The 24,211-nt window shown below is 72.8% G+C and carries 23 protein-coding genes, 1 tRNA gene and 1 pseudogene; 10 read left to right on the top strand and 15 right to left on the bottom strand.

Annotation, left to right across the window (positions count from 1 at the left end; genetic code table 11):
- Window position 1: 1 nt before the first annotated feature.
- Window positions 2–703 carry a papain-like cysteine protease family protein gene (locus AB0D10_RS26405; RefSeq protein ID WP_360260875.1) on the bottom strand — a complete coding sequence of 234 codons (702 nt, stop codon included), beginning with the start codon at window positions 701–703 and terminating at the stop codon, window positions 2–4.
- 260 nt (window positions 704–963) lie between these two features.
- Between AB0D10_RS26405 and AB0D10_RS26400 the strand changes: the two genes are divergently transcribed.
- The gene (locus tag AB0D10_RS26400; RefSeq protein ID WP_360261059.1) at window positions 964–1,896 is read left to right on the top strand and encodes a hypothetical protein; all 933 of its coding nucleotides are present in this window, start codon (window positions 964–966) and stop codon (window positions 1,894–1,896) included.
- Between the two features lie 81 nt (window positions 1,897–1,977).
- Here AB0D10_RS26400 and AB0D10_RS26395 read toward each other — a convergent pair whose 3' ends face one another.
- The 4 genes from AB0D10_RS26395 to mca all read right to left on the bottom strand — a co-directional run bounded on the left by AB0D10_RS26395 (window position 1,978) and on the right by mca (window position 6,163).
- Entirely contained in the window at window positions 1,978–2,838 is an 861-nt protein-coding gene (locus AB0D10_RS26395) for a GNAT family N-acetyltransferase (RefSeq protein WP_360260873.1), read from the bottom strand.
- Between the two features lie 93 nt (window positions 2,839–2,931).
- Complete coding sequence (locus AB0D10_RS26390) at window positions 2,932–4,974, bottom strand: thioredoxin domain-containing protein (RefSeq protein WP_360260871.1); 2,043 nt, start codon at window positions 4,972–4,974, stop codon at window positions 2,932–2,934.
- 42 nt (window positions 4,975–5,016) lie between these two features.
- Window positions 5,017–5,208, bottom strand: a complete 192-nt coding sequence (locus AB0D10_RS26385; protein WP_360260869.1) for a hypothetical protein — start codon at window positions 5,206–5,208, stop codon at window positions 5,017–5,019.
- Window positions 5,209–5,257: 49 nt separating this feature from the next.
- The gene (gene mca, locus AB0D10_RS26380) at window positions 5,258–6,163 is read right to left on the bottom strand and encodes a mycothiol conjugate amidase Mca (RefSeq protein ID WP_360260867.1); all 906 of its coding nucleotides are present in this window, start codon (window positions 6,161–6,163) and stop codon (window positions 5,258–5,260) included.
- A 242-nt stretch (window positions 6,164–6,405) separates the two neighbouring features.
- On the opposite strand from mca, the gene AB0D10_RS26375 reads away from it, so the two are divergent.
- Window positions 6,406–6,819: a DUF4307 domain-containing protein gene (locus tag AB0D10_RS26375; RefSeq protein ID WP_360260865.1), complete on the top strand. Its 414-nt coding sequence runs from the start codon at window positions 6,406–6,408 to the stop codon at window positions 6,817–6,819.
- Window positions 6,820–7,078: 259 nt separating this feature from the next.
- Window positions 7,079–7,579, top strand: coding sequence for a transcription elongation factor GreA (gene greA, locus AB0D10_RS26370; protein WP_360260863.1), 501 nt, complete (start codon window positions 7,079–7,081; stop codon window positions 7,577–7,579).
- A gap of 108 nt (window positions 7,580–7,687) precedes the next feature.
- On the opposite strand, the gene AB0D10_RS26365 is transcribed toward greA, so the two are convergent.
- The 3 genes from AB0D10_RS26365 to ilvA form a co-directional block, all read right to left on the bottom strand.
- The gene (locus AB0D10_RS26365) at window positions 7,688–8,545 is read right to left on the bottom strand and encodes an ABC transporter permease (RefSeq protein WP_360260861.1); all 858 of its coding nucleotides are present in this window, start codon (window positions 8,543–8,545) and stop codon (window positions 7,688–7,690) included.
- 1 nt (window position 8,546) lies between these two features.
- Complete coding sequence (locus AB0D10_RS26360) at window positions 8,547–9,620, bottom strand: ATP-binding cassette domain-containing protein (RefSeq protein ID WP_360260858.1); 1,074 nt, start codon at window positions 9,618–9,620, stop codon at window positions 8,547–8,549.
- Window positions 9,621–9,896: 276 nt separating this feature from the next.
- A complete protein-coding gene (ilvA, locus tag AB0D10_RS26355; RefSeq protein ID WP_360260856.1) occupies window positions 9,897–11,123 on the bottom strand; it encodes a threonine ammonia-lyase in 1,227 nt (408 codons plus the stop codon).
- Between the two features lie 123 nt (window positions 11,124–11,246).
- Between ilvA and AB0D10_RS26350 the strand changes: the two genes are divergently transcribed.
- Window positions 11,247–11,729: a MarR family transcriptional regulator gene (locus AB0D10_RS26350; protein ID WP_360260854.1), complete on the top strand. Its 483-nt coding sequence runs from the start codon at window positions 11,247–11,249 to the stop codon at window positions 11,727–11,729.
- A gap of 21 nt (window positions 11,730–11,750) precedes the next feature.
- On the opposite strand, the gene AB0D10_RS26345 is transcribed toward AB0D10_RS26350, so the two are convergent.
- Window positions 11,751–12,905 (bottom strand): cystathionine gamma-synthase, encoded by a 1,155-nt coding sequence (locus AB0D10_RS26345; protein ID WP_360260852.1) that lies wholly within the window; start codon window positions 12,903–12,905, stop codon window positions 11,751–11,753.
- Between the two features lie 169 nt (window positions 12,906–13,074).
- Between AB0D10_RS26345 and msrA the strand changes: the two genes are divergently transcribed.
- Both msrA and AB0D10_RS26335 read left to right on the top strand, forming a co-directional pair.
- Window positions 13,075–13,740 carry a peptide-methionine (S)-S-oxide reductase MsrA gene (gene msrA, locus AB0D10_RS26340; RefSeq protein ID WP_360260850.1) on the top strand — a complete coding sequence of 222 codons (666 nt, stop codon included), beginning with the start codon at window positions 13,075–13,077 and terminating at the stop codon, window positions 13,738–13,740.
- A gap of 136 nt (window positions 13,741–13,876) precedes the next feature.
- Window positions 13,877–14,239, top strand: a complete 363-nt coding sequence (locus AB0D10_RS26335; protein ID WP_360260847.1) for a cupin domain-containing protein — start codon at window positions 13,877–13,879, stop codon at window positions 14,237–14,239.
- Window positions 14,240–14,373: 134 nt separating this feature from the next.
- On the opposite strand, the gene AB0D10_RS26330 is transcribed toward AB0D10_RS26335, so the two are convergent.
- From AB0D10_RS26330 to AB0D10_RS26320, 3 genes are all read right to left on the bottom strand, one after another.
- Window positions 14,374–15,654, bottom strand: a complete 1,281-nt coding sequence (locus AB0D10_RS26330) for an Ig-like domain-containing protein (protein ID WP_360260845.1) — start codon at window positions 15,652–15,654, stop codon at window positions 14,374–14,376.
- Window positions 15,655–15,839: 185 nt separating this feature from the next.
- Entirely contained in the window at window positions 15,840–16,178 is a 339-nt protein-coding gene (locus AB0D10_RS26325; protein ID WP_360260843.1) for a hypothetical protein, read from the bottom strand.
- A 481-nt stretch (window positions 16,179–16,659) separates the two neighbouring features.
- A complete protein-coding gene (locus AB0D10_RS26320) occupies window positions 16,660–18,060 on the bottom strand; it encodes a cystathionine beta-synthase (protein ID WP_360260840.1) in 1,401 nt (466 codons plus the stop codon).
- Window positions 18,061–18,352: 292 nt separating this feature from the next.
- Here AB0D10_RS26320 and AB0D10_RS26315 point away from each other — a divergent pair, with 292 nt between their 5' ends.
- The 3 genes from AB0D10_RS26315 to AB0D10_RS26305 all read left to right on the top strand — a co-directional run bounded on the left by AB0D10_RS26315 (window position 18,353) and on the right by AB0D10_RS26305 (window position 22,071).
- Window positions 18,353–19,555, top strand: coding sequence for an SGNH/GDSL hydrolase family protein (locus AB0D10_RS26315; protein ID WP_360260837.1), 1,203 nt, complete (start codon window positions 18,353–18,355; stop codon window positions 19,553–19,555).
- Between the two features lie 63 nt (window positions 19,556–19,618).
- Window positions 19,619–20,839, top strand: a complete 1,221-nt coding sequence (locus AB0D10_RS26310; RefSeq protein ID WP_360260834.1) for an acetyl-CoA C-acetyltransferase — start codon at window positions 19,619–19,621, stop codon at window positions 20,837–20,839.
- 290 nt (window positions 20,840–21,129) lie between these two features.
- Entirely contained in the window at window positions 21,130–22,071 is a 942-nt protein-coding gene (locus AB0D10_RS26305; RefSeq protein WP_360260831.1) for a hypothetical protein, read from the top strand.
- Between the two features lie 120 nt (window positions 22,072–22,191).
- Here AB0D10_RS26305 and AB0D10_RS26300 read toward each other — a convergent pair whose 3' ends face one another.
- The 3 genes from AB0D10_RS26300 to AB0D10_RS26290 all read right to left on the bottom strand — a co-directional run bounded on the left by AB0D10_RS26300 (window position 22,192) and on the right by AB0D10_RS26290 (window position 23,771).
- A complete protein-coding gene (locus tag AB0D10_RS26300; protein ID WP_360260829.1) occupies window positions 22,192–22,590 on the bottom strand; it encodes a hypothetical protein in 399 nt (132 codons plus the stop codon).
- Between the two features lie 86 nt (window positions 22,591–22,676).
- On the bottom strand, window positions 22,677–23,549 hold the full coding sequence (locus AB0D10_RS26295; RefSeq protein ID WP_360260826.1) for a Bax inhibitor-1/YccA family protein: 873 nt from the start codon (window positions 23,547–23,549) through the stop codon (window positions 22,677–22,679).
- Between the two features lie 140 nt (window positions 23,550–23,689).
- Window positions 23,690–23,771: transfer RNA gene (locus AB0D10_RS26290), tRNA-Leu, on the bottom strand.
- A gap of 249 nt (window positions 23,772–24,020) precedes the next feature.
- On the opposite strand from AB0D10_RS26290, the pseudogene AB0D10_RS26285 reads away from it, so the two are divergent.
- Window positions 24,021–24,211 (top strand): annotated as a pseudogene (locus tag AB0D10_RS26285) (ABC transporter ATP-binding protein); the annotation flags it as partial.

The raw sequence follows: 24,211 nt of genomic DNA, 5'->3' as shown, positions 1-24,211 counted from the left end.
CTCACGCGCCGATCCGGTACAGGGAGTGGGTCCACGAGAACGTGTCGTTGTTCACGTAGTACCAGTAGTCCGCCCAGTTGTAGCGGTAGTCGGACGGCCACGGGTCGCCCCAGTAGACCCAGTTGTTCCCGGTGTCGTAGCCGTAGAGCACGTGCATGTGCCCGCCGCCCGAACTCCACTGGATGCGGGTCTCGACCGGACGGTTGGCGTCCACCTCGGCCTGCACGGTGCCGTAGCGCAGGTAACCGGTGACGTAGGAGCCCGGGTTGATGCCGACCCGGTCCAGCCCGTTCTGCACGTCGGCCAGTGTGGCCTGGCTGTTGGGGCAGCCGGAGTCGGCCGGGCGGCCGAACGCGGCGTTGCAGAACTGGTTCTGGCTGTAGTCGTAGCCGAACCAGGTGGCGATCGTGTTCCCGCTCGCCGCCCAGCACCAGTTGGTCTGCTGTTGCTGCTGCATGGTGATGTTGAGCTTCTTGTACGTGCCGGTCGGATCCGCCGTGCTGCCGGGCGCGGCGGCCTGGCGCACCTGGTGCGGCGCCCGGTCCTGAGCGGGGGCGACAGCCGTGGGGGCGGCGGCCGCGGGGGCGACAGCCGTGGGGGCGGCGATCGCGGGTGCGGCCGCCGCGGCGGTGAGCGCCGGGCCGAGCACGCCGAGGGCGAGCAGTGAGACCGCTCTGCGCAGCCGTATCCGTGGAACTGGCATGGGGGGATGCCTCCTTGCGCGCGTGGCGCGAAGTGCCGTGTGGGGGGGCGCGGTCCGGATCGCGCCCCGAGCATCGCGCCTCGCCGGGAGGCGGGTCAACGGCCTTCGGACCGGCCCCGGGCGGGGTGTGAACGAGCGGGCCCGGATGTGAACACCGCCCGCGAAACCGCCGCGCAGCAGGCGCGGACCGGTGACAAACCGCCGTACCGATGTGAATATTCACGGTCAAAAGCCGGTCCGTCCGCCGTCAGGAGGCCGCCATCCACCGGAGCGACCCAGCCGACCTCGCCGCCGCCCTGCGCACCGGCCCGTTCCACCTCGCCCTGCGCACCGCCATCGCCGTCCGGGGCCTCGCGCTGCACCGGATCCGCCGCCACCTCGCGCTGCGCGGCGTGAACGTCGGCCTCACCAGCCTCAGTTACTGGCAGCAGGGCCGCCGTCGGCCCGAACGCCCCGAGTCACTGCGCGCCGTCGCCGCGCTGGAGGACGTCCTCGACCTGCCCGAGCACTCCCTCACCCGGCTGCTCGGCCCCCGCCGCGCCACGGACACCGGGCCCGCCGGCCCGCCCGTACGGCCGTACCGCGACCTGATCTTCCCCGCCGCCGCCGTCGACGACCTGCTCACCGCCCTCGCCGGGCCGCGCGACACCGGCCTGCACACCGTCACCCACATCGAGCGCATCCGGGTCGGCCCCGACCGCCGGCTCGCCCGCCGCGACTCCCAGCACGCGCTGCGCGCCCACCGCGACGGCATCGACCGCTACCTCGCCCTCTACCAGGGCGACCCGGGCAGCGACATCACCCGGGTCGGTGTCCGGGCGGAGGAGAACTGCCGGCCCGGCCGGATCCGCCGCGACCGGGCCCACCACCTGCTCGCCGCCGAACTGCTCCTCGACCGCCGGCTCCGCGTCGGCGACACCCACCTGCTCGGCTACGGCTTCGACGACGCGCCCTCCCCGGACCCCGGCTGCGAGTACGTCCGCGGCTTCAACTCCGGTGCGGGCCAGTACGTCCTCCAGATCACCTTCGACCCCGCCGCCCTTCCCGTGCGCTGCCACCGCTTCGCCCTGCACTCCCCGGGCGACGCCCCGTACGAGACCGAGGAGCTGACCCTCGACGGCCACCACTGCGTGCACCTCGTCGCCACCGCGCTGCGGCCGTGCATCCTGGGGATCCGCTGGGACTGGGAGTGACGCCCTCGACGCGCCCGGACCGGCGGCGCCGAGCCCCGGACCGCCGGCGCCGGGCCCCGGTCCGGCGTCCGGCCGACTCCCCTACCGCGCCCGGAAGTCGACGATCAGGCAGTCCTCCACCGGCCGGTACCCGATCTGCTGGTAGATGGAGTTGCTGGTCGGGTTCGCGAGGTCCGTGTACAGCAGCACCTCGGTGGCGCCGCAGGTCATCACGTGGGCCGAGGCGGCGGCCGTGACGGCGCTGCCGTAGCCGCGGCCGCGGTGCTCCACGGGCGTGTAGACCGGGCCGACGCGGGACATCCCGACGAGCACCGGGCTGGTGCCGGCCAGCGCGACCGGCTCGCCCCCGTCCTCCCACAGGTGCAGTCCGCCGGCCGCGGTCTTCTCGTCCACCGCCCTTGGCACGTCGGGCAGTTCGACCTTCGCCTCGGCCAGGAACTCCCGGTACCAGCGGATCACCAGCTCGCGGTCGGCCGGCCCGGCCGGCCGGTGCCGGCCCGCCGGCGGGCGCGGCGGATCGGTCAACCGGCCGAGCCGGTAGAGCCGTTCCTCGACGCGGACGGACTGCTCGGTGCCGGTCGCCGCCGTCCACGCGGCGGCGAAGGCACGGACCGCGTCGGCGGCTCCGCCGATCCCGTTCACGGTCGTCAGCCCCGTTCCGGCGGCGGCCAGGCCGACCGCCAGTTCGGCGGCCGCGGCCTCCGGCATGAAGGAGAGCCGGGGGTCGAACGGTGGCGTCTGCAGGAAGGCGCCCTCGACCGGGCCGCCCTCCTCGGCCCGCCACCAGCCGAAGACCGGCGGGCCTCCGAACACGTCCAGCCCGGACTCGGCCAGCCGGTGCGCGATGGTGAGCAGGACGGTGTTCTCGGCGGGGCGGGCGGCGAGGACGGCACCCGCCCGGGCCCGGAAGTCGTCGAGGGAGGTGCTGAAGGTCCAGGTCATGGCCCATGGTCGCCCCGGCCCGCCCGCTCCCGCCAACGGATATCCGACCGCCGAGCCCGGCCGCCGCCCGCCCGGCCGCCACACCCGGGGCCGCTACCCGACCGCCGTGCCCAGCCGCTCCGCCAGCGCCGCCGGATCGGTGGTCGGCGCGTCACAGGCGAAGTGCCGGCAGACGTACGCCGCCGGCGCGCCGCCGACCAACGGCCGGTCCGCGAGCAGCGGCACCTCGGTCTCCCCCGGCGCGCCGACCGCGACCACCGCGCCCGGTGCCGTCCCCAGCAGCGCCGCCCGCCGCAGCGCGGCCGTGGCCGGGTGCCCGGCCGGGCCGACCACGGCGACCTCGCGCGGCCCGTCGAGCAGCGCCTCCGCCACCGCGAGGCCCCAGCCGATGAACCGCGGCGCCCGCCCCGCGAGCGCGCCGACCACGCCGAGGGCCCGCTCGGCGGCCGTCCGGTGCCGGCCGGAGCCGGTGTAGGCGGCGTAGGTGAGCAGGGCGCCGGCGGCGGCCGTCCAGCCGGACGGGGTGGCGTTGTCGGTCGGGTCCTGCGGGCGGCGGATCAATTCCTCGGCGTCGTCGGCGGTGTCGTAGAGCGCGCCGGAGGACTCGTCGGTGAAGTGCTTGAGGACGGTGTCGAGCAGGCCGCCGGCCAGCTGCAGCCACTCCGCCTCGCCGGTGACGGCGTACAGCGCGAGGAAGCCCTCGGCGGTGTCCGCGTAGTCCTCCAGCACGCCCGCGTTGGCGCCGGCCCGGCCGTCCCGGGAGGTGCGCAGCAGCCGGCCGTCGGGGGTGAGGTGGACGGCGAGCAGCAGGTCACCGGCCTGCTCGGCGGCCTCGACCAGGTCGGGCCGGTCCAGCAGTGCGCCGGTTTCGGCGAGCGCGGCGATGGCGAGACCGTTCCAGGCCGCGACCACCTTGTCGTCCCGGGCCGGCGCGGGCCGCGCGGCGCGCGCCGCGAGCAGCCGGGTGCGGATCGCCTCGTACTCGGCGAAGTCCTCCGGCTCGGAGAGGAGTTGGAGGACGGAGGTGCCGTGCTCGAAGGTGCCGGCGGCGGTGACGGTGAACAGCCGGGCGGCGGTGGCCGCGTCGGCGGGGCCGAGCAGGTCGACCAACTGGCCGGGCTCCCACACGTAGTAGGCGCCCTCGGCGGACTGCCCGGTCTCCTCGTCCAGGCTGTCCGCGTCCAGCGCGGAGGCGAACGCGCCTTCGGGCGTGCGGAGTTCACGCAGCAGGAAGTCGGCCGTGGACAGCGCGACCCGCCGTGCGAGCGCGGACCCGGTGGCCCGCCACAGGTGCAGGTAGGCGCGCAGCAGCAGGGCGTTGTCGTAGAGCATCTTCTCGAAGTGCGGCACCACCCAGCCGGCGTCCACCGCGTACCGGGCGAAGCCGCCGCCGAGCTGGTCGTGGATGCCGCCGCGGGCCATCGCCTCGCCGGTGCGGACGGCCATCTCCAGTGCCGCTTCCGAGCCGGTGCGGGCGTGGTGGCGCAGCAGGAACTCGACCACCATGGCCGGCGGGAACTTGGGCGCGCCGCCGAAGCCGCCGCGGGCCTGGTCGAAGTCCCGGCTGAGGGTCACCAGCGCCTGGTGCAGGTCCGCCTCGCCGGGCGGGTTGTGGGCGCCGGCCGAGTACACGGCGGCCCGTTCGGCGAGGTCGGCCCGGATCCGGCCGGCGACCTCGCCGACCTCCTGCCGCCGGTCCCGCCAGGCGGCGTCCACGCCCTCCAGCACCTGCCGGAAGGAGGGCATCCCGTGGCGGGGCTCCGGCGGGAAGTACGTGCCGAAGTAGAACGGCTCCTTGTCGGGCGTGAGGAAGACCGTCATGGGCCAGCCGCCCTGCCCGGTCGCGGCCTGAACCGCCTCCATGTACACGGCGTCGACGTCCGGGCGTTCCTCCCGGTCGACCTTGACCGCGACGAACCGCTCGTTCAGGTACCCGGCGAGCCCGGCGTCCTCGAAGCTCTCGTGCGCCATCACGTGGCACCAGTGGCAGGCGGCGTACCCGACGGACAGCAGCACCGGCACCCCGCGCCGCCGCGCCTCCTCGAACGCCTCCACCCCCCAGGGCCACCAGTCGACCGGGTTCTCGGCATGCTGCAGCAGGTACGGCGAGGTCGCGTCAGCGAGACGGTTCGGCATGCCCCCATCCTCGCGCATCGGCGGGCGGCGGGGGCCGGTGACTCACTCCTTGGGAGCCTCCGACTCCTCCACGAAGTCGACCTTCTTGAACTGCCGGTTCATCGACTTGGCCAGGAACCAGGTCGCCACGCCGAGGGCGGCGAAGACGACGAAGCCGAGGAGGCCGGGGGTGACCTTGGCGTCGTCGACGGCGAGGTCAGCGGCGAGGTGGAGGAGGTTCACGGAGGCACTCATATCTCTATGGTGGCCCGGCTCACGGGGAGCCGGGCCATCGGGGGGTGGTTCAGTCGCGCGTGTCGGCGGCCTCGGCCGCCAGGCTGGGGGTGCGCAGGCCGGCGAAGAGGTCGTCCTCCGGCAGGTCCACGTCGACCAGGGTACGGGCGAGCTCGTAGTCCTCGGTGGGCCAGACCTCGCGCTGGACCTCCAGCGGCACGCGGAACCACGGGCCGTCGGGGTCGATCTGGGTGGCGTGGGCGATCAGCGCGCGGTCGCGGGTCTCGAACCAGTCGTCGCAGCGGACGCGGGTGGTGATCTCGCGCTCCGTGCGGCCGCTCTTCTCCCAGCCGGCGATCCACTCGCCGTACGGCGACTCGTGGCCGCGCTCGGTGAGGTACTGGTGCAGGGCGCGGATGCGGCCCATCGGGAAGCCGTGGTTGTAGTAGAGCTTCAGCGGCTGCCAGGGCTCGCCGGCCTCGGGGTAGGCGTCGGGGTCGCCCGCGGCGTCGAAGGCCAGCATGGTGATCTTGTGGGTCATGATGTGGTCCGGGTGCGGGTACCCGCCGTTCTCGTCGTAGGTCGTGATGACCTGCGGCTTGAACTCGCGGATCAGCCGGACCAGCGGCTCGGCCGCGTCCTTCACGTCCTGCAGGGCGAAGCAGCCCTCCGGCAGCGGGGGCAGCGGGTCCCCCTCGGGCAGGCCGGAGTCCACGAAGCCCAGCCAGGCCTGCTTGACGCCGAGGATCGCCCGCGCCTCGTCCATCTCCTTGCGGCGCACCTCGTGGATGTTCTCCTCGATGTACGGGTCCCCCTGGAGCTTGGGGTTGAGGACCGACCCGCGCTCGCCCCCCGTGCAGGTGGCCACGAGCACGTCCACACCCTGCTCGACGCACATGGCCATGGTGGCCGCGCCCTTGCTGGACTCGTCGTCCGGGTGGGCGTGCACCGCCATCAGTCGCAACTGCTCAGTCAACGCCTTGCGTTCCTTCCACATCGTCGGGCGTTCCGCGAAGTCCGGGTCAGCCCACCGTACGAACCGCTCACTCCGGGGCCGCGTCGCCGCGGGGCCGGCCCGCGGAAGTCGCCGACACGGCCGAGCCCCGCCCCCGCCGGACCGGCCGCGGGCGTGCCCCTCCTATAGTGACGGACTGGAGGTCCGTCGCATTCCCCCGCATCACCCCGCACGGCCCCTCCCCCAGGAGAGGACAGAGTCCGATGACCGCAGAGACCACCGCCACCCGGCTCCCCGAGGGGCGCTACGGACGCGGCGGCGACCGCGAGTCGGACCGCCGGTTGAAGGTGGTCGGCGCGGTCTGCGGCGTGCTGGGCCTGGGTCTGATCGCCTGGCTGGGCGGTTCCTACCTGCTGCGCGAGACGAAGATCAACGGCTCGGTGCCGACCTTCCAGGTGCTCTCCGACTCCGAGGTCCAGCTCCACCTCACCGTCAGCAAGCGCGACGGCCAGGCCGGCACCTGCACGGTTCGCTCGCAGGGCGACGACCACTCGGTGGTCGGGGTGGCCGACTTCCCGGTCCCGGCGGCCGGCTCCGGCTACGACGCCGTGGTCACCCTGCGCACCACGTCCCGCGGCACCACCGCCGAGCTGCTGGGCTGCACGCCCGCCAAGTAGGGCGCATAGTCGACCGGGCGAGCGGGAATCCGTCAGGGGTCCCGCTCCGCGTCCCGTACACCGCGGCGTAACGCCACCGTCAATGGCGCGTCGGCGCCTCTCCCGCTTGTCCGCAGGACTTGTTACGCTCGTGGTTTCGCCCCTTCCGCACCGGATGGTACGGGAGCGGGCGTTGCTTTGTAGTTGAGACCGATATCACCACCAACCCTGCTGACGACTCACACCCTCAGCACAGCCCGAGCACCTACGAGGAGCACCCGTGACCCAGACCAGCGAGAACGTGACCTGGCTCACTCAGGCCGGCTACGACCAGCTCAAGGCCGAGCTGGATCACCTGACCGGGCCCTGGCGCATCGAGATCGCCCAGAAGATCGAGGCGGCGCGCGAGGAGGGTGACCTCAAGGAGAACGCCGGCTACCACGCGGCGAAGGAGGAGCAGGGCAAGTACGAGCTGCGCATCCGCCAGCTGACCCAGCTGCTGGAGCGCGCCAAGGTCGGCGAGGCCCCGGCCGACTCGGGCGTGGTGGCCCCGGGCATGGTCGTCACGGTCGCCTTCGACGGTGACGAGGACGACCTCATGGAGTTCCTGCTCGCCTCCCGCGAGGTCGCCGGCTCCGACACCCTGGACGTCTACTCCCCGCAGTCCCCGCTGGGCCGCGCGATCGACGGCAAGCAGATCGGCGACGAGGCCAGCTACGAGCTGCCGAACGGCAAGCCGGCCATGGTGAAGATCGTCAAGGTCGTGCCGCACGCCGGCTGATCCGGCCCCGACACGTCGAGGGCGGCCGCGGAGTCGAGGACTCCGCGGCCGCCCTTCCGCGTTCCGGGCGGTGGCCGATCAGGCAGTGGCCGATCAGGCGGTGGCCGATCAGGCGGTGGCCGAACGGTACTTGCGCACCGACAGCCACGAGAACACGGCCGTGATGAGCACCGACCACATCACCGACACCAGCGCCGCGTGCTGCATCGGCCAGGCGCTGTCCACCGGTCCGACCTGGTTGCCGAACAGCACCCGGCAGGCCTGCACGGTGGCACTGAACGGGTTCCAGTAGGCGATCCCCTGCAGCCAGCCCGGCATCGAGGAGACCGGCACGAAGGCGTTGGACACGAAGGTCAGCGGGAACAGCCAGATCAGCCCGGCCGAGGTGGCCGCCTCGGGGCTGCGCACCGACAGGCCGATCAGCGCGCCGATCCAGGAGAAGGCGTAGCCGAACAGGAGCAGCAGGCCGAAGGCGGCGAGCGCGTTGAGCACCCCGTCGTGGATCCGCCAGCCGACCAGCAGCGCGACCAGGCCCAGCACGACCACGATGAACGCGGTCTGCACGAGGTCCGCCAGGGTGCGGCCGACCAGTACCGCGGAGCGGGCCATCGGCAGCGAGCGGAAGCGGTCCACCAGGCCCTTGGTCATGTCCTCCGCGATGCCGGCCGAGGCGCCGGCGGTGGCGAAGGTGACGGTCTGGGCGAAGATGCCGGCCATCAGGAACTGGATGTACGTGTGGGAGCTGGAGTCCGCCCCCGGGATCTTGATCGCCCCGCCCATGACGTACGAGAACAGCAGCACGAACATGACCGGCTGCATCAGGCCGAAGACGACGATCTCCGGGATGCGGGTCATCCGGCGCAGGTTGCGCTTGGCGACCACCCAGGAGTCGTGCAGGGTGGCGGACAGCCCCCGGCGCTGCCTGGGCATCGCCGCGCCGATGGCGTGCTCGGTGGCGGTGCTCATCTCAGCGCTCCTTTCCGGCCGCGACGGCCTGCTTGTCCGGTCCCCGGCTCCCGGCGTCGTCCGTGCCGCCGGGCTTGCCCTTGCCCTTGCCCCGCCCGCGCGCCTTGGGGTCGGCGCCGGCCTCCTCGGTCTCCTCCTCGGCGGCGTGGCCGGTGAGGGTGAGGAAGACGTCGTCCAGCGTCGGGCGGCGCAGCCCGATGTCGTCGATCTCGATTCCGCGGGCGTCCAGTTCGCGGATGGCGTCGGCGAGCACCCGGGCGCCGCCGCTGATCGGCAGGGTGATCCGGCGGGTGTTCTTCTCCACCGTCGGCTCGCTCAGCGCGTAGCCTGACATCGCCGCGACCGCGTCGGCGACCCGGCCGGGCTCGTGCACCACGACCTCGATCCGCTCGCCGCCGATCTGGGCCTTGAGCTGGTCGGCGGTGCCGCGCGCGATCACCCGACCGCGGTCGACCACCGCGATGTCGTGGGCGAGCCGGTCGGCCTCCTCCAGGTACTGGGTGGTGAGCAGCAGCGTGGTGCCCTGCTCGACCAGGGTCTCGATGACCTCCCAGAGCGCGAGCCGGTTGCGCGGGTCGAGGCCGGTGGTCGGCTCGTCCAGGAACATCACCGGCGGCCGGACGACCAGTGCGGCGGCGAGGTCCAGGCGGCGGCGCATGCCGCCGGAGTAGGTCTTGGCGGTGCGGTCCTTGGCCTCGGCGAGGTTGAACCACTCCAGCAGCTCCAGCGCGCGGGCCTTCGCGTCGCGGGTGCTCATCTGGTAGAGCTCGCCGACCATGGTGAGGTTCTCGAAGCCGGTGAGGTACTCGTCGACCGCCGCGTACTGCCCGGACAGGCCGATCAGGCTGCGGACCTTGTTGGGGTGCTTGAGGACGTCGACGCCGGCGACCACCGCGCGACCGGAGTCGGGGCGGAGCAGGGTGGTGAGGACCCGCACGGTGGTGGTCTTCCCGGCGCCGTTCGGGCCGAGCAGCCCGAGCACCGTGCCCTCGGGGACGTCGAGGCTGACGCCGTCCAGGGCTCGTACGTCGCCGAAGGTCTTCACCAGGTTCTCGGCTTGGATGGCTGGCGCCATGGCCTGCCTCATCTCCTCGGACGTATGGAGCGATCTGTCCCACTCTGCCCCGCTTTCGGGCGCGCGGGCGACTCGATTTTCGACCCGCGGGACTCGAACGCGATGTATCGCGAGTCTCCCAGTACGCGATATATCGCGTCAAGGGATGCAGCTCCGCCATCGTTCCAGGGAGAAGCCGCGCCGGACCGCAGCAACGACCGGCAATCAGGCCCCGAACCACCGGCAACTGGGAACCCGGTGGTCACTCCCGCCCCACCGGTCCCACCCGGCATCCGGTCAACCGGAGGACGACTCGCCGGAGACGACGTACCCCGAGTCCCGCAGCTCGCCGACCACCGCCGCGCAGTGCTCCGGGCCCTTGGTCTCCAGGTGCAGGTCCACCTCGACCTCGGTCAGCCCCAGCCGCGGGTCGATCCGCACGTGCGCCACGTCCAGCACGTTGGCGTCCACCCTGGTCAGCACCGCCAGCAGGTCCGCCAGCGACCCCGGCTTGTCCGCCAGCCGCACCCGCAGCGACAGGTAGCGCCCGGCCGCCGCCAGGCCGTGCCGCAGCACCCGCTGCATCAGCTGCGGGTCGATGTTGCCGCCGGACAGCACCGCCACCACCGGCCCCTCGAAGGAGTCCGGCCGCTCCAGCAGCGCCGCGATCGGGGCCGCCCCGGCCGGCTCGACCACCAGCTTCAGCCGCTCCAGGCCGATCAGCAGCGCCCGCGACAGTGCGTCCTCGGAGACGGTGCGGATGCCGTCCGCCAGCGTGTTGACCACCTCGAAGGGGATGTCCCCCGGGCGTCCGACCATGATCCCGTCGGCCATGGTGGCGACGTGCTGCAGCGACACCGGCCGCCCGGCCGCCAGCGAGGGCGGGTACGCGGCCGCCCCGGCCGCCTGCACCCCGACCACCCGGATGTCCGGCCGCAACGGCTTGACCGCCGCCGCGATCCCGGCCAGCAGCCCGCCGCCGCCCACCCCGACCAGGATGGTGCGCACCTCGGGGCACTGCTCCAGCACCTCCAGGCCCACGGTCGCCTGGCCGGTGACCACGTCCCAGTGGTCGAAGGGGTGGATGAACACCGCACCGGTCGCCTCCGCGTACCGCTGCGCGGCGAGCAGCGCCTCGTCCACGGTGGCGCCGTGCAGCCGCACGTCGGCGCCGTACTCGCGGGTGGCCGCGACCTTCGGCAGCGGCGCCGCGACCGGCATGAAGACCGTCGAGCGCACCCCCAGCAGCGCGGCCGCCAGCGCCACGCCCTGGGCGTGGTTCCCGGCGCTCGCCGCCACCACCCCGCCGGCCCGCTGCACCGGCGAGAGGCCCGCGATCCGCACGTACGCCCCGCGCAGCTTGAAGGAGCCGGTGCGCTGGAGGTTCTCGCACTTCAGGTGGACCGGTGCGCCGATCAGCCCGGACAGGTACCGGCTGCCCTCCATCGGGGTCACCCGGGCGATCCCGGCGAGCATCTTCTGCGCGCCGCGGACGTCGTCGAGGGTGATCGGCCAGTTGTGCATGTCGCCAAGGTTAGAGGTCCGGACGGCGGCAATCCGGCACGCCGGGCCTGTTCCCGGGTCCGCCGCGCCCGCGTACGCTGCTGCTTCCGAGCCTCCCTCGCCGCACGACGATCGTGAGCCGCGATGACGACGACCTCGCCCCAGGCCACCGACCGCACCGACCCCGTGCACGCCCAACTCCAGTACCAGCTCGCGGTGTTCGCCCGCCGCATGGAACAGGTCCGAACCTCCGGCGGCGGGGTCGGAGCGCTGGACCGGGCCGCCTACCTGCTGCTCGACCGGCTGGAGCGGCACGGGCCGGCCAACGTCAAGGCGCTGGCCGAATCGCTCGGCGTGGACTCCTCCACGGTGACCCGCCAGGTCGCCCCGCTGGTCGCGGCCGGGCTGGTCGGCCGGGTGCAGGACCCGGCCGACCGGCGTGCCGTGCGGCTCGCACTGACCGCCCGCGGCTCCGGACGCCTCGACGAAGTCCGCGACGGACGGGCCGAGTTGACCCGCCGCCTGCTGGCCGACTGGCCGGAGGAGGAGCAACGGGCGTTCTGCGCCCTGCTGGCCCGCTTCAACCACGCGATGGAGTCCTACACGGCGGACCAGCAGGGGCAGTGAACCCCGAGAACCCCGACGGGCTCAGCCCAGCGCCTGCTCGAGGTCGGCCAGCAGGTCGTCGATCGACTCGATGCCGACCGAGACGCGCACCAGGTCGGACGGCACCTCCAGCGCCGAACCGACCACCGAGGCGTGGGTCATCCGGCCCGGGTGCTCGATCAGCGACTCGACGCCGCCCAGCGACTCGCCGAGGGTGAACAGCTGCGCGCGGTTGCAGACCTCGACGGCCGCCTCCTCGCCGCCCGCGACCCGGAACGAGACCATGCCGCCGAAGGCCTTCATCTGCTTGGCGGCGATGTCGTGGCCGGGGTGCTCGGGCAGGCCCGGGTACAGCACCTGGCTGACCTTGGAGTGGCCCGCCAGCAGCTCGGCGACCTTCTCCGCGTTGGCGCTGTGCCGGTCCATCCGGACACCCAGCGTCTTTATGCCGCGCAGCACCAGCCAGGCGTCGAACGGGCCGGAGACCGCGCCCATCGCGTTCTGGTGGTACGCGACCTCCTCGCCGAGGGTCGCGTCGGCCAGCACCAGCGCACCGCCGACCACGTCCGAGTGGCCGCCCATGTACTTGGTGGTGGAGTGCACGACCGCGTCCGCGCCGAGCGCGATCGGCTGCTGCAGGTACGGGCTGGCGAAGGTGTTGTCGACCACCAGCAGCGCGCCGGCGCCGTGCGCGATCTCGGCGAGCGCGGCCAGGTCGGTGATGCCCAGCAGCGGGTTGGACGGGGTCTCCACCCACACCGCGCGGGTGTTGGGGCGGATCGCCTCGCGGACGGTGGCCAGGTCCTGGGTGTTGGCCACGGAGAACTCGACGCCCCAGCGGGTCAGCACCTTGGCGAACAGCCGGAAGGTGCCGCCGTAGGCGTCGTTGGGGATCACGATGTGGTCGCCCGGCTTGAGGATGGTGCGCAGCAGGGTGTCCTCGGCCGCCAGGCCGGAGGCGAAGGCGAGGCCGCGGGCGCCGCCCTCCAGCGCGGCGAGGCACTCCTCCAGCGCGGTACGGGTCGGGTTGGCGCTACGGCTGTACTCGTAGCCGCCCCGCAGGCCGCCCACCCCGTCCTGCTTGTAGGTGGACACCTGGTAGATCGGCGTGACGACGGCCCCGGTCTGGGGGTCTGCTTCCTGACCCGCGTGGATGGCGAGGGTCTCGAAGCCCTGGGGAAGCTGGTGCTCGGTCATGGCTCCGAGCCTAGTGGCCGTACGTCGGCGCGCTCGCCGGAACCGGGAGCACTGGCGGAAACCGCCGCCGCCGCGGGCCGCCGCCGTCCGGAAGTACCGCTCCCGGAATCCGGGGGCCGTTCCGTGCGTTGAATCCGGGGCAACCCTCCCTACCCCGCAGGAGCAGGCCGTGCTGTTCAACCGCCACAAGACCTCGCTCGTCCCCGCCGACCAGGCGCTGCCCGGCCGGGCGGCCCCGTCCTTCGAGCTGCGGGACCCGCACACCGTGCTCGGCCACCCGCTGCCCGGCCCGTACCCGGAGGGTCTGGAGGTGGCCGACTTCGGGCTGGGCTGCTTCTGGGGCGCCGAGCGGACGTTCTGGCGGCTGCCCGGCGTCTGGACGACGCTGGCCGGCTACCAGGGCGGCTACACCCCGAACCCGACGTACGAGGAGGTGTGCAGCGGGCTGACCGGGCACACCGAGGCGGTCCGGGTGGTGTACGACCCGGCGGTGGTGTCGTACGAGCGCCTGCTGAAGACGTTCTGGGAGGCGCACGACCCGACGCAGGGAAACCGCCAGGGCAACGACGTGGGCACCCAGTACCGCTCCGCCGTCTACACCCACTCCCCCGCCCAGGCCGAGGCCGCGGCGGCCACCAGGGACGCCTTCCAGCCGGCCCTGACCGCGCTCGGCTACGGTCCGATCACCACCGAGATCGCCCCGGCCGGCCCGTTCTTCCCGGCCGAGCCGTACCACCAGCAGTACCTGTCGGAGGCCAAGAACCCCAACGGCTACTGCGGCCTCGGCGGCACCGGCGCCGCCTGCCCGATCGGCGTGGCCCGCACCCGGGGATGACCCGCTCCGCGCCTCCCGGGGAGCGGCCACCCACGTGACCGCTCCCCGATCCGGGCGCAGACTGGAAGGGCCAGCAGGGGCGGTGCGGCCACCGCCGGCGGCCGGGCCGTCCTCCCTCCGGGGAGAGGAGTGCGCCATGTCCGGTCTGGTCCGCAAGAGCTTCGAGGATCCCGAGGAAGTCCGTCCCTTCGAGGAGGGCACGGGCGAGCTGCGCCTGGTCAACCTGGATGCCGGCCCGGTGGGCCGGGCCGTGTTCGAGCCGGGCTGGCAGTGGTCCAAGCACGTGAAGCCGATCGCCAAGACCGACAGCTGCCAGGCGGCCCACACGGGGTACGTGGTCTCCGGCCGGATGAAGATCGTCATGGACGACGGCCAGGCGGAGGAGTTCGGCCCCGGCGACTACATGATCTGCGCACCCGGGCACGACGCCTGGATCCTGGGCGACGAGCCGTGCGTGGTCATCGACTGGCAGGGGTTCGCGGACTACGCGAAGCGCTGACCGAACGCGGACCCGGCTCCCCGGGCGGACGCGGGAACGGTCCGCCCGGGGAGCCGGGTGTCGGCGGCCGACGGGGTGCCCGGCCGTGCGGATCGGACGGCGGGGATCAGGCGTCGGGGGTCAGGCGTCGGGGGTCAGGCGGCGCTGCCGGCCTTCCAGTCGGCCCAGCTCAGGTTCCAGCCGTTCAGGCCGTTGTCCGGGGCGACGGTCTTGTCGCCGGAGTTCACGACCTCGACCACGTCGCCGACCATCGAGGACTTGTAGAACTTGTAGCCGTCCGAGTCGGCGTCCTGCGCGCCCTTGGTGTCCTGCAGGCCGACGCAGCCGTGGCTGGTGTTCTGGCCGCCGAAGATCGACGGCGGGGACCAGTAGTTGCCGTGGACGAAGGTGCCCGAGGTGGTGAGGCGCTGGGCGTGCGGCACGTCGGCGATGTCGTACTCGCTGCCCAGGTTGACCGTCTGCGAGTTCATCCGGGTCTGGGTGTACTGCTCGGAGATGACCATCTTGCCGCCCCAGGTGGTGTGCTCGGGCGAACCACCGGAGATCTTGTAGACGGCGCTGACCTGGCCGTCGGTGGTGACGGTGAGCTTCTTGGTGCCGAGGTCGGCGACGCTGGTCTGGGCGCGGCCGATGGTGAAGGCGATGTCCTTGGACTGGGTGCCGTACACGCCCTTGGCGCCCTCGACGTCCTTGAGCCGGAGCTTGAGGGTGACCTTGGTGCCCTTGGCCCAGTACTCCTGCGGCCGGAAGTCGAGGCGGGTGCTGGAGAACCAGTGGCCGACGATCTCGACGCCCGGCTCGGCTATCACGGTGATCGCCTGCTGGACGGCCTTGCGGTCGGTGACCGGCTTGCTGAAGTTGATCGAGACGGGCATGCCGACGCCGACCGTCGAGCCGTCCTCGGGGGTGAAGTAGCCGACGAAGGTGTTGGCCGGGGTCGCCGTGGTGAACACGGCGTTGGCGTCCGCCTCCAGCTTGTCCTTGTCCACGGCGACGGCGGCGACGGTGTACTTGGTGCCGCTGGCCGGGGCAGCCGCCGAGGTCCAGCTGGTGTTGTCGGCGGAGAGCTGGCCGGCCAGCTCCTTGCCGGTCGAGTCGGTGACCTTGACGGTGCTCAGCGTGCCGTTGGCGACGGTGATCTTGACCGGGTCGCTGAAGCTGGCGGCGGCGGCGCCGTCGGCGGGGGTGACGGTGATCACGGCGGTCGAGGTCTTCGGGGTGCTGCTGCTTCCGCCGCCGGAGCCCTGGCCGGAGCCCGCGCCACCGCCGGAGCCACTACCGCTGCCGCTGCTGCCGCCGCTGTTGTCGTTGCAGGCCGCCAGCAGGAGCACGGGAGCCCCGATCAGCCCCGCGAGCACACCGCGTCGGCTCCAGCTTCCTCCGGCCGCCCGCCCCTGACCGTCCCGTGCCGTCACGTCGCGTCTCCCTGCTGATCATCCCGGGCATTTACGGATACAGAAACGCAATCCGCCCGTTCACGGTTCCACCACCGAAGGGTAAGCGATCGTATGAGATGACCCAACTTGCCTCCGAACAGGGACAGAACGCCCGGTCTGCCATGGCAGACCGGGCGTTCCCGGGCGGTGACGGCGTGCCGTCGTTACTCGGCGGAGCTGTCCACCGCGTACTCGTCCCACTCCTCGTTGTCCGGGTCGAACTCGGTCTGCGCCGACTCCCAGGTCGCCGAGGCGAGCTCCACCCCGGGGACGTCGCCGAGCAGCGCGACGGGGTCGATGAAGTGCGCGAGCGAGCCGGACGGGTCCACCTCGATGGCCTCGACGGACTGGGCGCGCTCCTCGTCGTCGAGGTAGTCGTCCTCGGTCACCGCCTGCAGGGCCGCCGCCTTGAGGGCGCCCTCGTCGGTGATCTCCGCGATGAGCTCGATCTTGACCCGGACGTAGCGCGGGGCGTCCTGGTCGGTCGTTTCAGTGCTGGTCATGCGTGCGAGCGTACGGGAACGGACGGCCGCCGACGCACAGCGCGGGAGCCATCGGCGGGCGGACCGGGCCCGGAACGGACGGAAGGGGCCGGTCCCTCGGAGAAGGACCGGCCCCACCGTTCCCCCGCATGGACTCCCCCACCCGGGAGCCGCGGGGACGCGCCGTACGGCGCGGTGCGGCCGCGGGAGCCGCCACACCCTGTGGACCGGCCGAAGCCGGGCAGGGGCGGGACGACGGCGCCTCCCGCGAGGGAGGACACAGCGGCCGGGTCAGGACCGCCCGGTGTGCCCGGAGTCGACCGCGGTCGCCGGGGAGCCGCTCCCGGACGGTTGCCGTCGCCTCGTTCGGCGTCGTGCCGTTGACCACAACGATGCCGGAGCCGTGTTAACCACGTGCTGCGGGCAGGTGACGCCGGTGTACCACTTCGCCCGTGGACGAATCCTCCGGATCCGTCCACGGGCGGGCGGCGGTGACCCCGGGTCAGTGCGCGGCGCGGCCGGTCAGGTAGCCCAGCAGGTCCTGGCGGGTGACGATGCCCTGCGGCTTGCCCTCCACCAGCACGACGGCCGCGTCGGCCTTCTCCAGCACGGTCATCAGGTTGGTGACGGTCTCGCCCGAGCCGACCACCGGCAGCGGCTTGGACATCACCTTGTCCAGCGTGTCGGTCAGCTCGATCTCCTTGGCGAAGATGCCCTCCAGCAGCAGCTTCTCCACCACCGAGCCGATCACCTCGCCGGCCATGATGTCCGGGTGCCCGGCGCCCGGGGAGACCACCGGCATCTGCGAGACGCCGTACTCGCGCAGCACCCGGACCGCCTCGGCGACCGTCTCGTTGGGGTGCATGTGGACGAACTGCGGGACGCCGCCCTGCTCGATGGACTCCTTGCGGGCCAGCACCTCGCCGATGTGCGCCTCGTCGGTGGACGAGGGCAGGAAGCCGTAGTCGGCCATCCAGTCGTCGTTGAAGATCTTCGACAGGTAGCCGCGGCCGCCGTCCGGCAGCAGCACGACCACGACGTCGTCCGGCCCGAGCCCGCGGGCGACCTCCAGCGCGGCCACCACGGCCATGCCGCAGGAGCCGCCGACCAGCAGGCCCTCCTCCTTGGCCAGGCGGCGGGTCATCTGGAACGAGTCCTTGTCGGAGACGGCGACGATCCCGTCCGCGACCGCGCGGTCGTAGGCGGTCGGCCAGAAGTCCTCACCGACGCCCTCGACCAGGTACGGGCGGCCGGTGCCGCCCGAGTAGACCGAGCCCTCGGGGTCGGCGCCGATCACCTTGACCTTGCCGCCGGAGACCTCCTTCAGGTAGTTGCCGGTGCCGGAGATGGTGCCGCCGGTGCCGACGCCCGCCACGAAGTGGGTGATCTTCCCGTCGGTCTGCTCCCACAGCTCCGGGCCGGTGGAGTGGTAGTGCGAGGCCGGGTTGTCCGGGTTCGAGTACTGGTCCGGCTTCCAGGCGTTCGGGGTCTCCCGGACCAGGCGGTCGGAGACGTTGTAGTAGGAGTCCGGGTGCTCCGGGGCGACGGCGGTCGGGCAGACGACCACCTCGGCGCCGTACGCGCGCAGCGTGTTGATCTTGTCGGTCGAGACCTTGTCGGGACAGACGAAGATGCACTTGTAGCCCTTCTGCTGGGCCACGATCGCCAGACCGACACCAGTGTTGCCCGAGGTCGGCTCGACGATGGTGCCGCCCGGCTTGAGGGCGCCCGAGGCCTCGGCGGCCTCGATCATGCGCATCGCGATGCGGTCCTTGACCGAGCCACCGGGGTTGAAGTACTCGACCTTCGCCAGCACCGTCGCGCTGATGCCCTCGGTGACCTTGTTCAGCTTGACCAGCGGCGTGTTGCCGACCAGGTCGATGATCGAGTTGTGGTACCGCACGGGGGTCCTCCCGGTCTGTGGGCATGCGAGTGCTTGTGCTTTCGGTACTGCAAAGCCTAGGCCGTGGCACGCACCCCAGCGCCCCCTCTTGTCCACCTCCTCCAAGGAGCCGCCCCGGCACTCCTCCGGCCCGGCGGCCCCTCCTCCCCCGCGGCCCGCCCGGCCGACCCTCCGCGCGGCGCCCCGCCTCCCCACCAATGGCCCACCGGCACCGGTACTCCCTACCCCCGCGCGGGTAGGAGGGGTGTACGGCCCCGCCGGGGGCGGCACGAGGACGCGAAGGGGGTGCCGGATGCCAGGCGCACACGACTCGCGGGCCCGGGTGGCCCGGCGGATCGCCACCGCGGCGGCGTACGGCGGCGGCGGACTCGGACTGCTCGGCGTGGGTCTGGTGGGCCTGCTGCTGACCGAGAGCAAGCTCGCGATCCAGGCCATCGGCGTCCTGGAGACCCACCCGCCCAAGGCCGACGGCGTCTACGGCGAGGCCTTCGCCGACGGCGCCACCACCCCTCAGCCGCCGCTGGTGCTGGCCGTCCTCGGCGACTCCACCGGAGCCGGCCTCGGCGTGGCGCGAGGCCGGGAGACCCCCGGCGCCCTGCTCGCCTCCGGCCTGGCCTCGGTCGCCGAGCGCCCGGTCCGGCTGGTCAACGCGGCCCGCTCCGGCGGGCGCTCCGCCGACCTCTCCAGCCAGCTGGAGCAGGCGCTGCGGCACCGCCCCGACGTCGCGGTGATCATGATCGGTGCCAACGACGTGACCCGGCGCAGCCCGGCCCAGCTGGCCGTCCGCCAGCTCGGCGAGGCCGTCGCCGCGCTGCGCGCCAACGGCTGCGAGGTGGTCGTCGGGACCTGCCCGGACCTCGGCACGATCAAGCCGGTGCGCCCGCCGCTGCGCTGGGTGGCCCGTCGGCTGAGCCGGCAGCTGGCCGCCGCGCAGACCATCGCGGTGGTGGAGGCGGGGGGCCGGACGGTCTCGCTGGGCTCGCTGCTGGGCCCGGAGTTCGCCGCCCGCCCGGAGATGTTCGCCGCCGACCGCTACCACCCCTCGGCCCAGGGCTACGCGACCGCGGCGATGGCCGTGCTGCCCTCGGTCTGCGCCGCGCTCGGCCTCTGGCCGGAGGAGGAGCGGCCGACCGCGCCGGTTCCGGGCGGGACGGTGCTGCCGGTCGCGGTGGCCGCCGCGGCGGCGGCCGACCGGGCGGGCACCGAGGTGGCGGCCGTGGAGGCGGAGGGCACGGGCCGACGCTGGGCGCTGCTGCGCCGGCGGCTGCGGATCGGCCTGCCCGGCTCGGTCGTGGCCGTGGTGTCCCACCCGGACCACGGCCCGGACCGGGACACAGCGCACGGCCCGGGGCAGGCTGCGCACCCGGGCCCGGCGCACGACCCGGCGCGCGGCTCGGGCCAGGGCCCGGACCAGGGCACGGACCAGGGCACGGACACCCCCGCGGGCCCCGGGAATACGTCGGCCAGCTCACACGCTGGGGCGGATGACGCTTGACCTACCAAGCGGTAGCTTTCCTCCCGGACGTCAGGTCCGCCGTCACCCAGCGAGGAGCCCGTCATGCCCGAAGCCGTCATCGTCAGCGCCGCCCGTTCGCCGATCGGCCGGGCCTTCAAGGGCTCGCTGAAGGACGTCCGCCCGGACGACCTGACCGCCCACGTCATCCAGGCCGCGCTGGCCAAGGTCCCGCAGCTCGACCCGCGCGAGATCGAGGACCTGATGCTCGGCTGCGGCCTGCCCGGCGGCGAGCAGGGCCACAACCTGGCCCGCATCGTGGCCGTCCAGATGGGCATGGACCACCTGCCCGGCGCCACCATCACCCGCTACTGCTCGTCCTCGCTGCAGACCACGCGGATGGCGCTGCACGCGATCAAGGCGGGCGAGGGCGACGTCTTCATCTCGGCCGGCGTGGAGACCGTCTCGCGCAGCATCCACGGCACCTCGGACGGCATGCCGGGCACCATGAACCCGCTCTTCGGCGCGGCCCAGGCCCGCACCGCCAAGCGCGGTGAAGAGGGTGGCGGCGAGTGGCACGACCCGCGCGAGGACGGCCTGGTGCCGGACGCCTACATCGCGATGGGTCAGACCGCCGAGAACCTGGCCGCGCTCAAGGGCATCACCCGCGCCGAGCAGGACGAGTTCGGCGTCCGCTCGCAGAACCTCGCCGAGGCCGCCATCAAGGCCGGCTTCTGGGAGCGCGAGATCACCCCGGTGACGCTCCCGGACGGCACCGTGGTCAGCACGGACGACGGCCCGCGCGCCGGCGTCAACCTGGAGGGCGTCTCGGGCCTGAAGCCGGTGTTCCGCCCGGACGGCACCGTGACCGCCGGTAACTGCTGCCCGCTGAACGACGGTGCGGCCGCGCTGGTCGTCATGTCCGACACCAAGGCCCGCGAGCTCGGCATCACCCCGCTCGCCCGGGTGGTCTCCACCGGCGTCAGCGCGCTCTCCCCGGAGATCATGGGCTACGGCCCGGTCGAGGCCTCCAAGCAGGCGCTCAAGCGGGCCGGCCTGACCATCGACGACATCGACCTGGTCGAGATCAACGAGGCCTTCGCCGCCCAGGTGATCCCGTCCTACCGCGACCTGGGCGTCGATCTGGACAAGCTGAACGTCAACGGCGGCGCCATCGCGGTCGGCCACCCCTTCGGCATGACCGGTGCCCGGATCACCACCACGCTGATCAACTCCCTGCAGTGGCACGACAAGCAGTTCGGCCTGGAGACCATGTGCGTCGGCGGCGGCCAGGGCATGGCGATGGTCATCGAGCGCCTCAGCTGACCCTCCCCGCAGCCTCCGAAGGGTCTGGACCACCCATTTGGAGTGACGGAGCGTAATTGAGGGCCGGATCACACCGCGAGGTCGATCCGGTCCTCTTTTCGTTCGTTTCCAGCCCGGAAATCGACACTGCGGAGCGGATCAACTCCACTGCGTAGAACGGTGTTACCTAACAATTTGGGGACAAGAGCGAAAGTCTGGGACAAATTAGACATTCGCCACTGCGGTAACAGCCCCGGATGCGGCAGTGTGGAGACGTAACCCCGTTCCGCTCCTCGCTAGGAGTACGTTCCGTGAGCGCCGTCTACACCATCCTGCTGCTGATCCTGATCACCGTGTCGACCGCCGTGCTGCTCCGTCTCCGGGCAATCTCCCGCCGACTGGACGCCCAGGCCGCGGCCCCGGCCGTGCCCGCACCGGTGGACGAGGCCGCGATACGCCGGGCCGTCGCCGAGGCGCTCGCCGCCGACCGCGAGCGGGAGATCACCGAGGCCCGGGCGTTCTGGGCCGAGCAGGAGGCCCGCGCGGCCGAGGACGCGCCGCTGTTCGACTCCCCGTTCACCGGTGTCTTCTCCGGCACCGACGAGTGGCCGCTCTTCTTCCCCCGCCCCACCGGCCCGCAGGACGCCGCCGACAACGCCGGGACGATGGACCCGGAGTTCGGCGAGGCGCTGCGCTCCGCACTGGAGGACCTGATCAACGAGGGCGGCACCGGTCCGGCCGAGACCGGCACCGAGGGCGGCGCGCCGCTGCGCCCCGGCCACCCGGCGGGCGAGACCTCGAAGGACGCCCGCGCCCGCCGCGAGGCCGACCTGCTGGCCACCGGCCTGGAGGCCGGGCTGCTGGACACCGACCCGCTCGTCGAGGAGGCCCCGGTCGCCGCGCCCGACCCGCGCCGCCACCCCTCGCACCCCGACTTCGTGCCGAGCCAGGCCCCGTCCCGCGAGTGGACCGACAACCGGCTGGCCGCCCTCGCCGAGGAGGGCGTCGCGCTGACCGACGTCCGCCCGGGCCCGCTGGGCACCCTGGACGTGTACGGCTTCGCCGACGGCACCACCTTGTGCGTGGCCCCGGGCGACCGGGAGGCCGCCTACCGGCTGATCGACGCGGTCCGTGCCGGCGAGCACGTGCGACTGCTCGGCGGCTCGCGCTTCTCCGGCTCGTACTCGCTGACCTTCTCCACTGACGAGGAGGCCGTCTACGTGCTCGCCGACCGGGTGGTCGCCAGCATCTGACGCCGGGTCACCGGAGCCCGCCGGTACTCACCGGCGCGCTCCCGCACCTCACGCCGAAGGCCGACCGGATCACGGGGTTACCGATCCGGCCGGCCTTCGGTGCGTCCGGCTCCGGGCGCCTCAGGCGCAGAGCGCCGCCGTCCCGCGCACCGCCGCGACCGCCCCGGCCAGCACCTCGCCCACCACGGCGGGCCCGCCCGGCAGGGCCACCTCGGCGCCCTCCGGCAGTGCCGCGAGCGCGGCCGCCAGATCGTGCCCGGCGACGGCCAGTTGGTCCCCCGCCGCGAACGCCCCGGCGTCCGGGAAGTCCCGCTCCGCCCCGCCCTCCGCCGTCAGCGCCAGCGCGGCCAGCCGCCGGGCCAGCTCCAGCGCGGCGGCCGCCCGCGAGGGGTGTCCGGGTACGGCGCCCAGCAGCTTGCTCTGCGGCAGCGAGCGGAAACGATCCGCCAGTGAGTCGACGGCTTCGACCAGGGGCTGTACGTCCAGGGGGTGTACGTCCAGGGGGTGTACGTCATGCATGGCAGCGAGCCTAGGCGAAAAGCCGCCAGGCCCCGGAGCGGGTGGCTCCGGGGCCCGGCGGCAGTGGTTCACCACGGGAGACCGGGTCAGTCGTCGCCGCGCAGGATCGCGATCAGCCGCAGCATCTCCATGTAGATCCAGACCAGCGAGAGGGTCAGCCCGAAGGCGGCCCGCCAGGACTCCTGTTGCGGGGCCCCCTGGGCGATGGCCGTCTCGATCTCCGCGAAGTCCAGCGACAGGAAGAAGGCGCCCAGGCCGATGCCGACCAGGCCGACCACGATGCCCAGCGGGCCCGAACGCAGGCCCATGTCGGCGCCGGCCAGCGACGCGACCATGTTGACCAGCATCAGCAGCACGAAGCCCATGGCGACCGCGATGCCGATCCGGGCGTAGCGCGCGGTGACCCGGATCCTGCCGCTCTTGTAGGCGAACAGCATCGCCGCGAAGACCGCCGCCGTGCCCAGCACCGCCTGGATCACGATGCCGTTCAGGATGGTGTTCAGCGCGTGCGACCAGGCGCCCATCGCGAAGCCCTGGAGGGCCGCGTAGGTCAGGATCAGCGGCGGGCTGACGCTGCGCTTGAAGGAGGCCACCAGGCCGACGACCATCGCCACCAGGCTGGCGGCGATCGCGAAGCCGTAGTTCTCGAACGGCAGCGCGAACCAGGCCACCGCGCCCGCGCCGACCAGCGTCAGCAGCGTCATGGCGGTACGGGCGACCACGTCGTCGAGCGTCATCCGCCCGGTGGCCGTCGGACCGGCCGACGGACCGTTGTACATCTGGTAGAGCTGCTCGTCGGTCAGCGGCGCCTGACCCTGCGGCTGCTGGGCGTACTGCGTCCCGGCGTAGGGGTTCCCGCCGTACGGGTTCCCGGCCTGCGCGGTGTTGCCGAACCCCGCGTAGCCGGAGTCGCGGGTGAAGGACCCCTCCCGCGAGAAGACCGGGTTGCTGCTTCTCATTGCTCATTCCCTCCGTGGCGGCACTGCGCCGCCCACGCACAAGGGTAATGGCCTGGCAAAAATTCCGGGATACGCCGCGAGGAGGATCCGGTGAACGACGCCCGGCGGGGGAGCCGTCGGCGCCCCCGCCGGTCGACCGGTGCCCGGAGCCGGACTCGAACCGGCACGGCCTCGCGGCCAAGCAGTTTTAAGCTGCCCGTGTCTGCGTTCCACCATCCGGGCGTCCTGCGAAACCACCCTGAGCCTAGTCTCCCGGCTCGCCCTTTCGCATGTTCCCAGCCCCGGAAGTTGTCATGTTTCCTTGCCATCTGACGAACTGTTCGGGATTCGGCCACGAAGGATAGTGCTTCCGGCCACCCCCCGGCCACCGCCCCTCCCTCAGGGTTTCCGTCATACCGCAGGAGGACGGTCCCGCTCTCCCGTACGCCCAGCGGTGGTCGGGCCAACCGTCCGGCGGAGCGACGCCAGACCATGATCACGTCGCGGAGCATGGAGGTACAAGTCCACGAGCACAAGGAGCCCCCCGTGACCACGTCGACCGCAACCGCCGTCCGCCCCGGTGTGGCGGCCGCCCGCGCCACCGGCCTGAACAAGGTCTACGGGGAGGGGGAGACCCGCGTCGTCGCCCTCGACAACGTCAGCGTCGAGTTCCCCCAGGGCGA

It is taken from the genome of Kitasatospora sp. NPDC048545 (genome assembly GCF_040651155.1).
Taxonomy (GTDB): Bacteria; Actinomycetota; Actinomycetes; order Streptomycetales; family Streptomycetaceae; genus Kitasatospora.
This window is presented reverse-complemented; position numbering and strand designations above follow the sequence as displayed.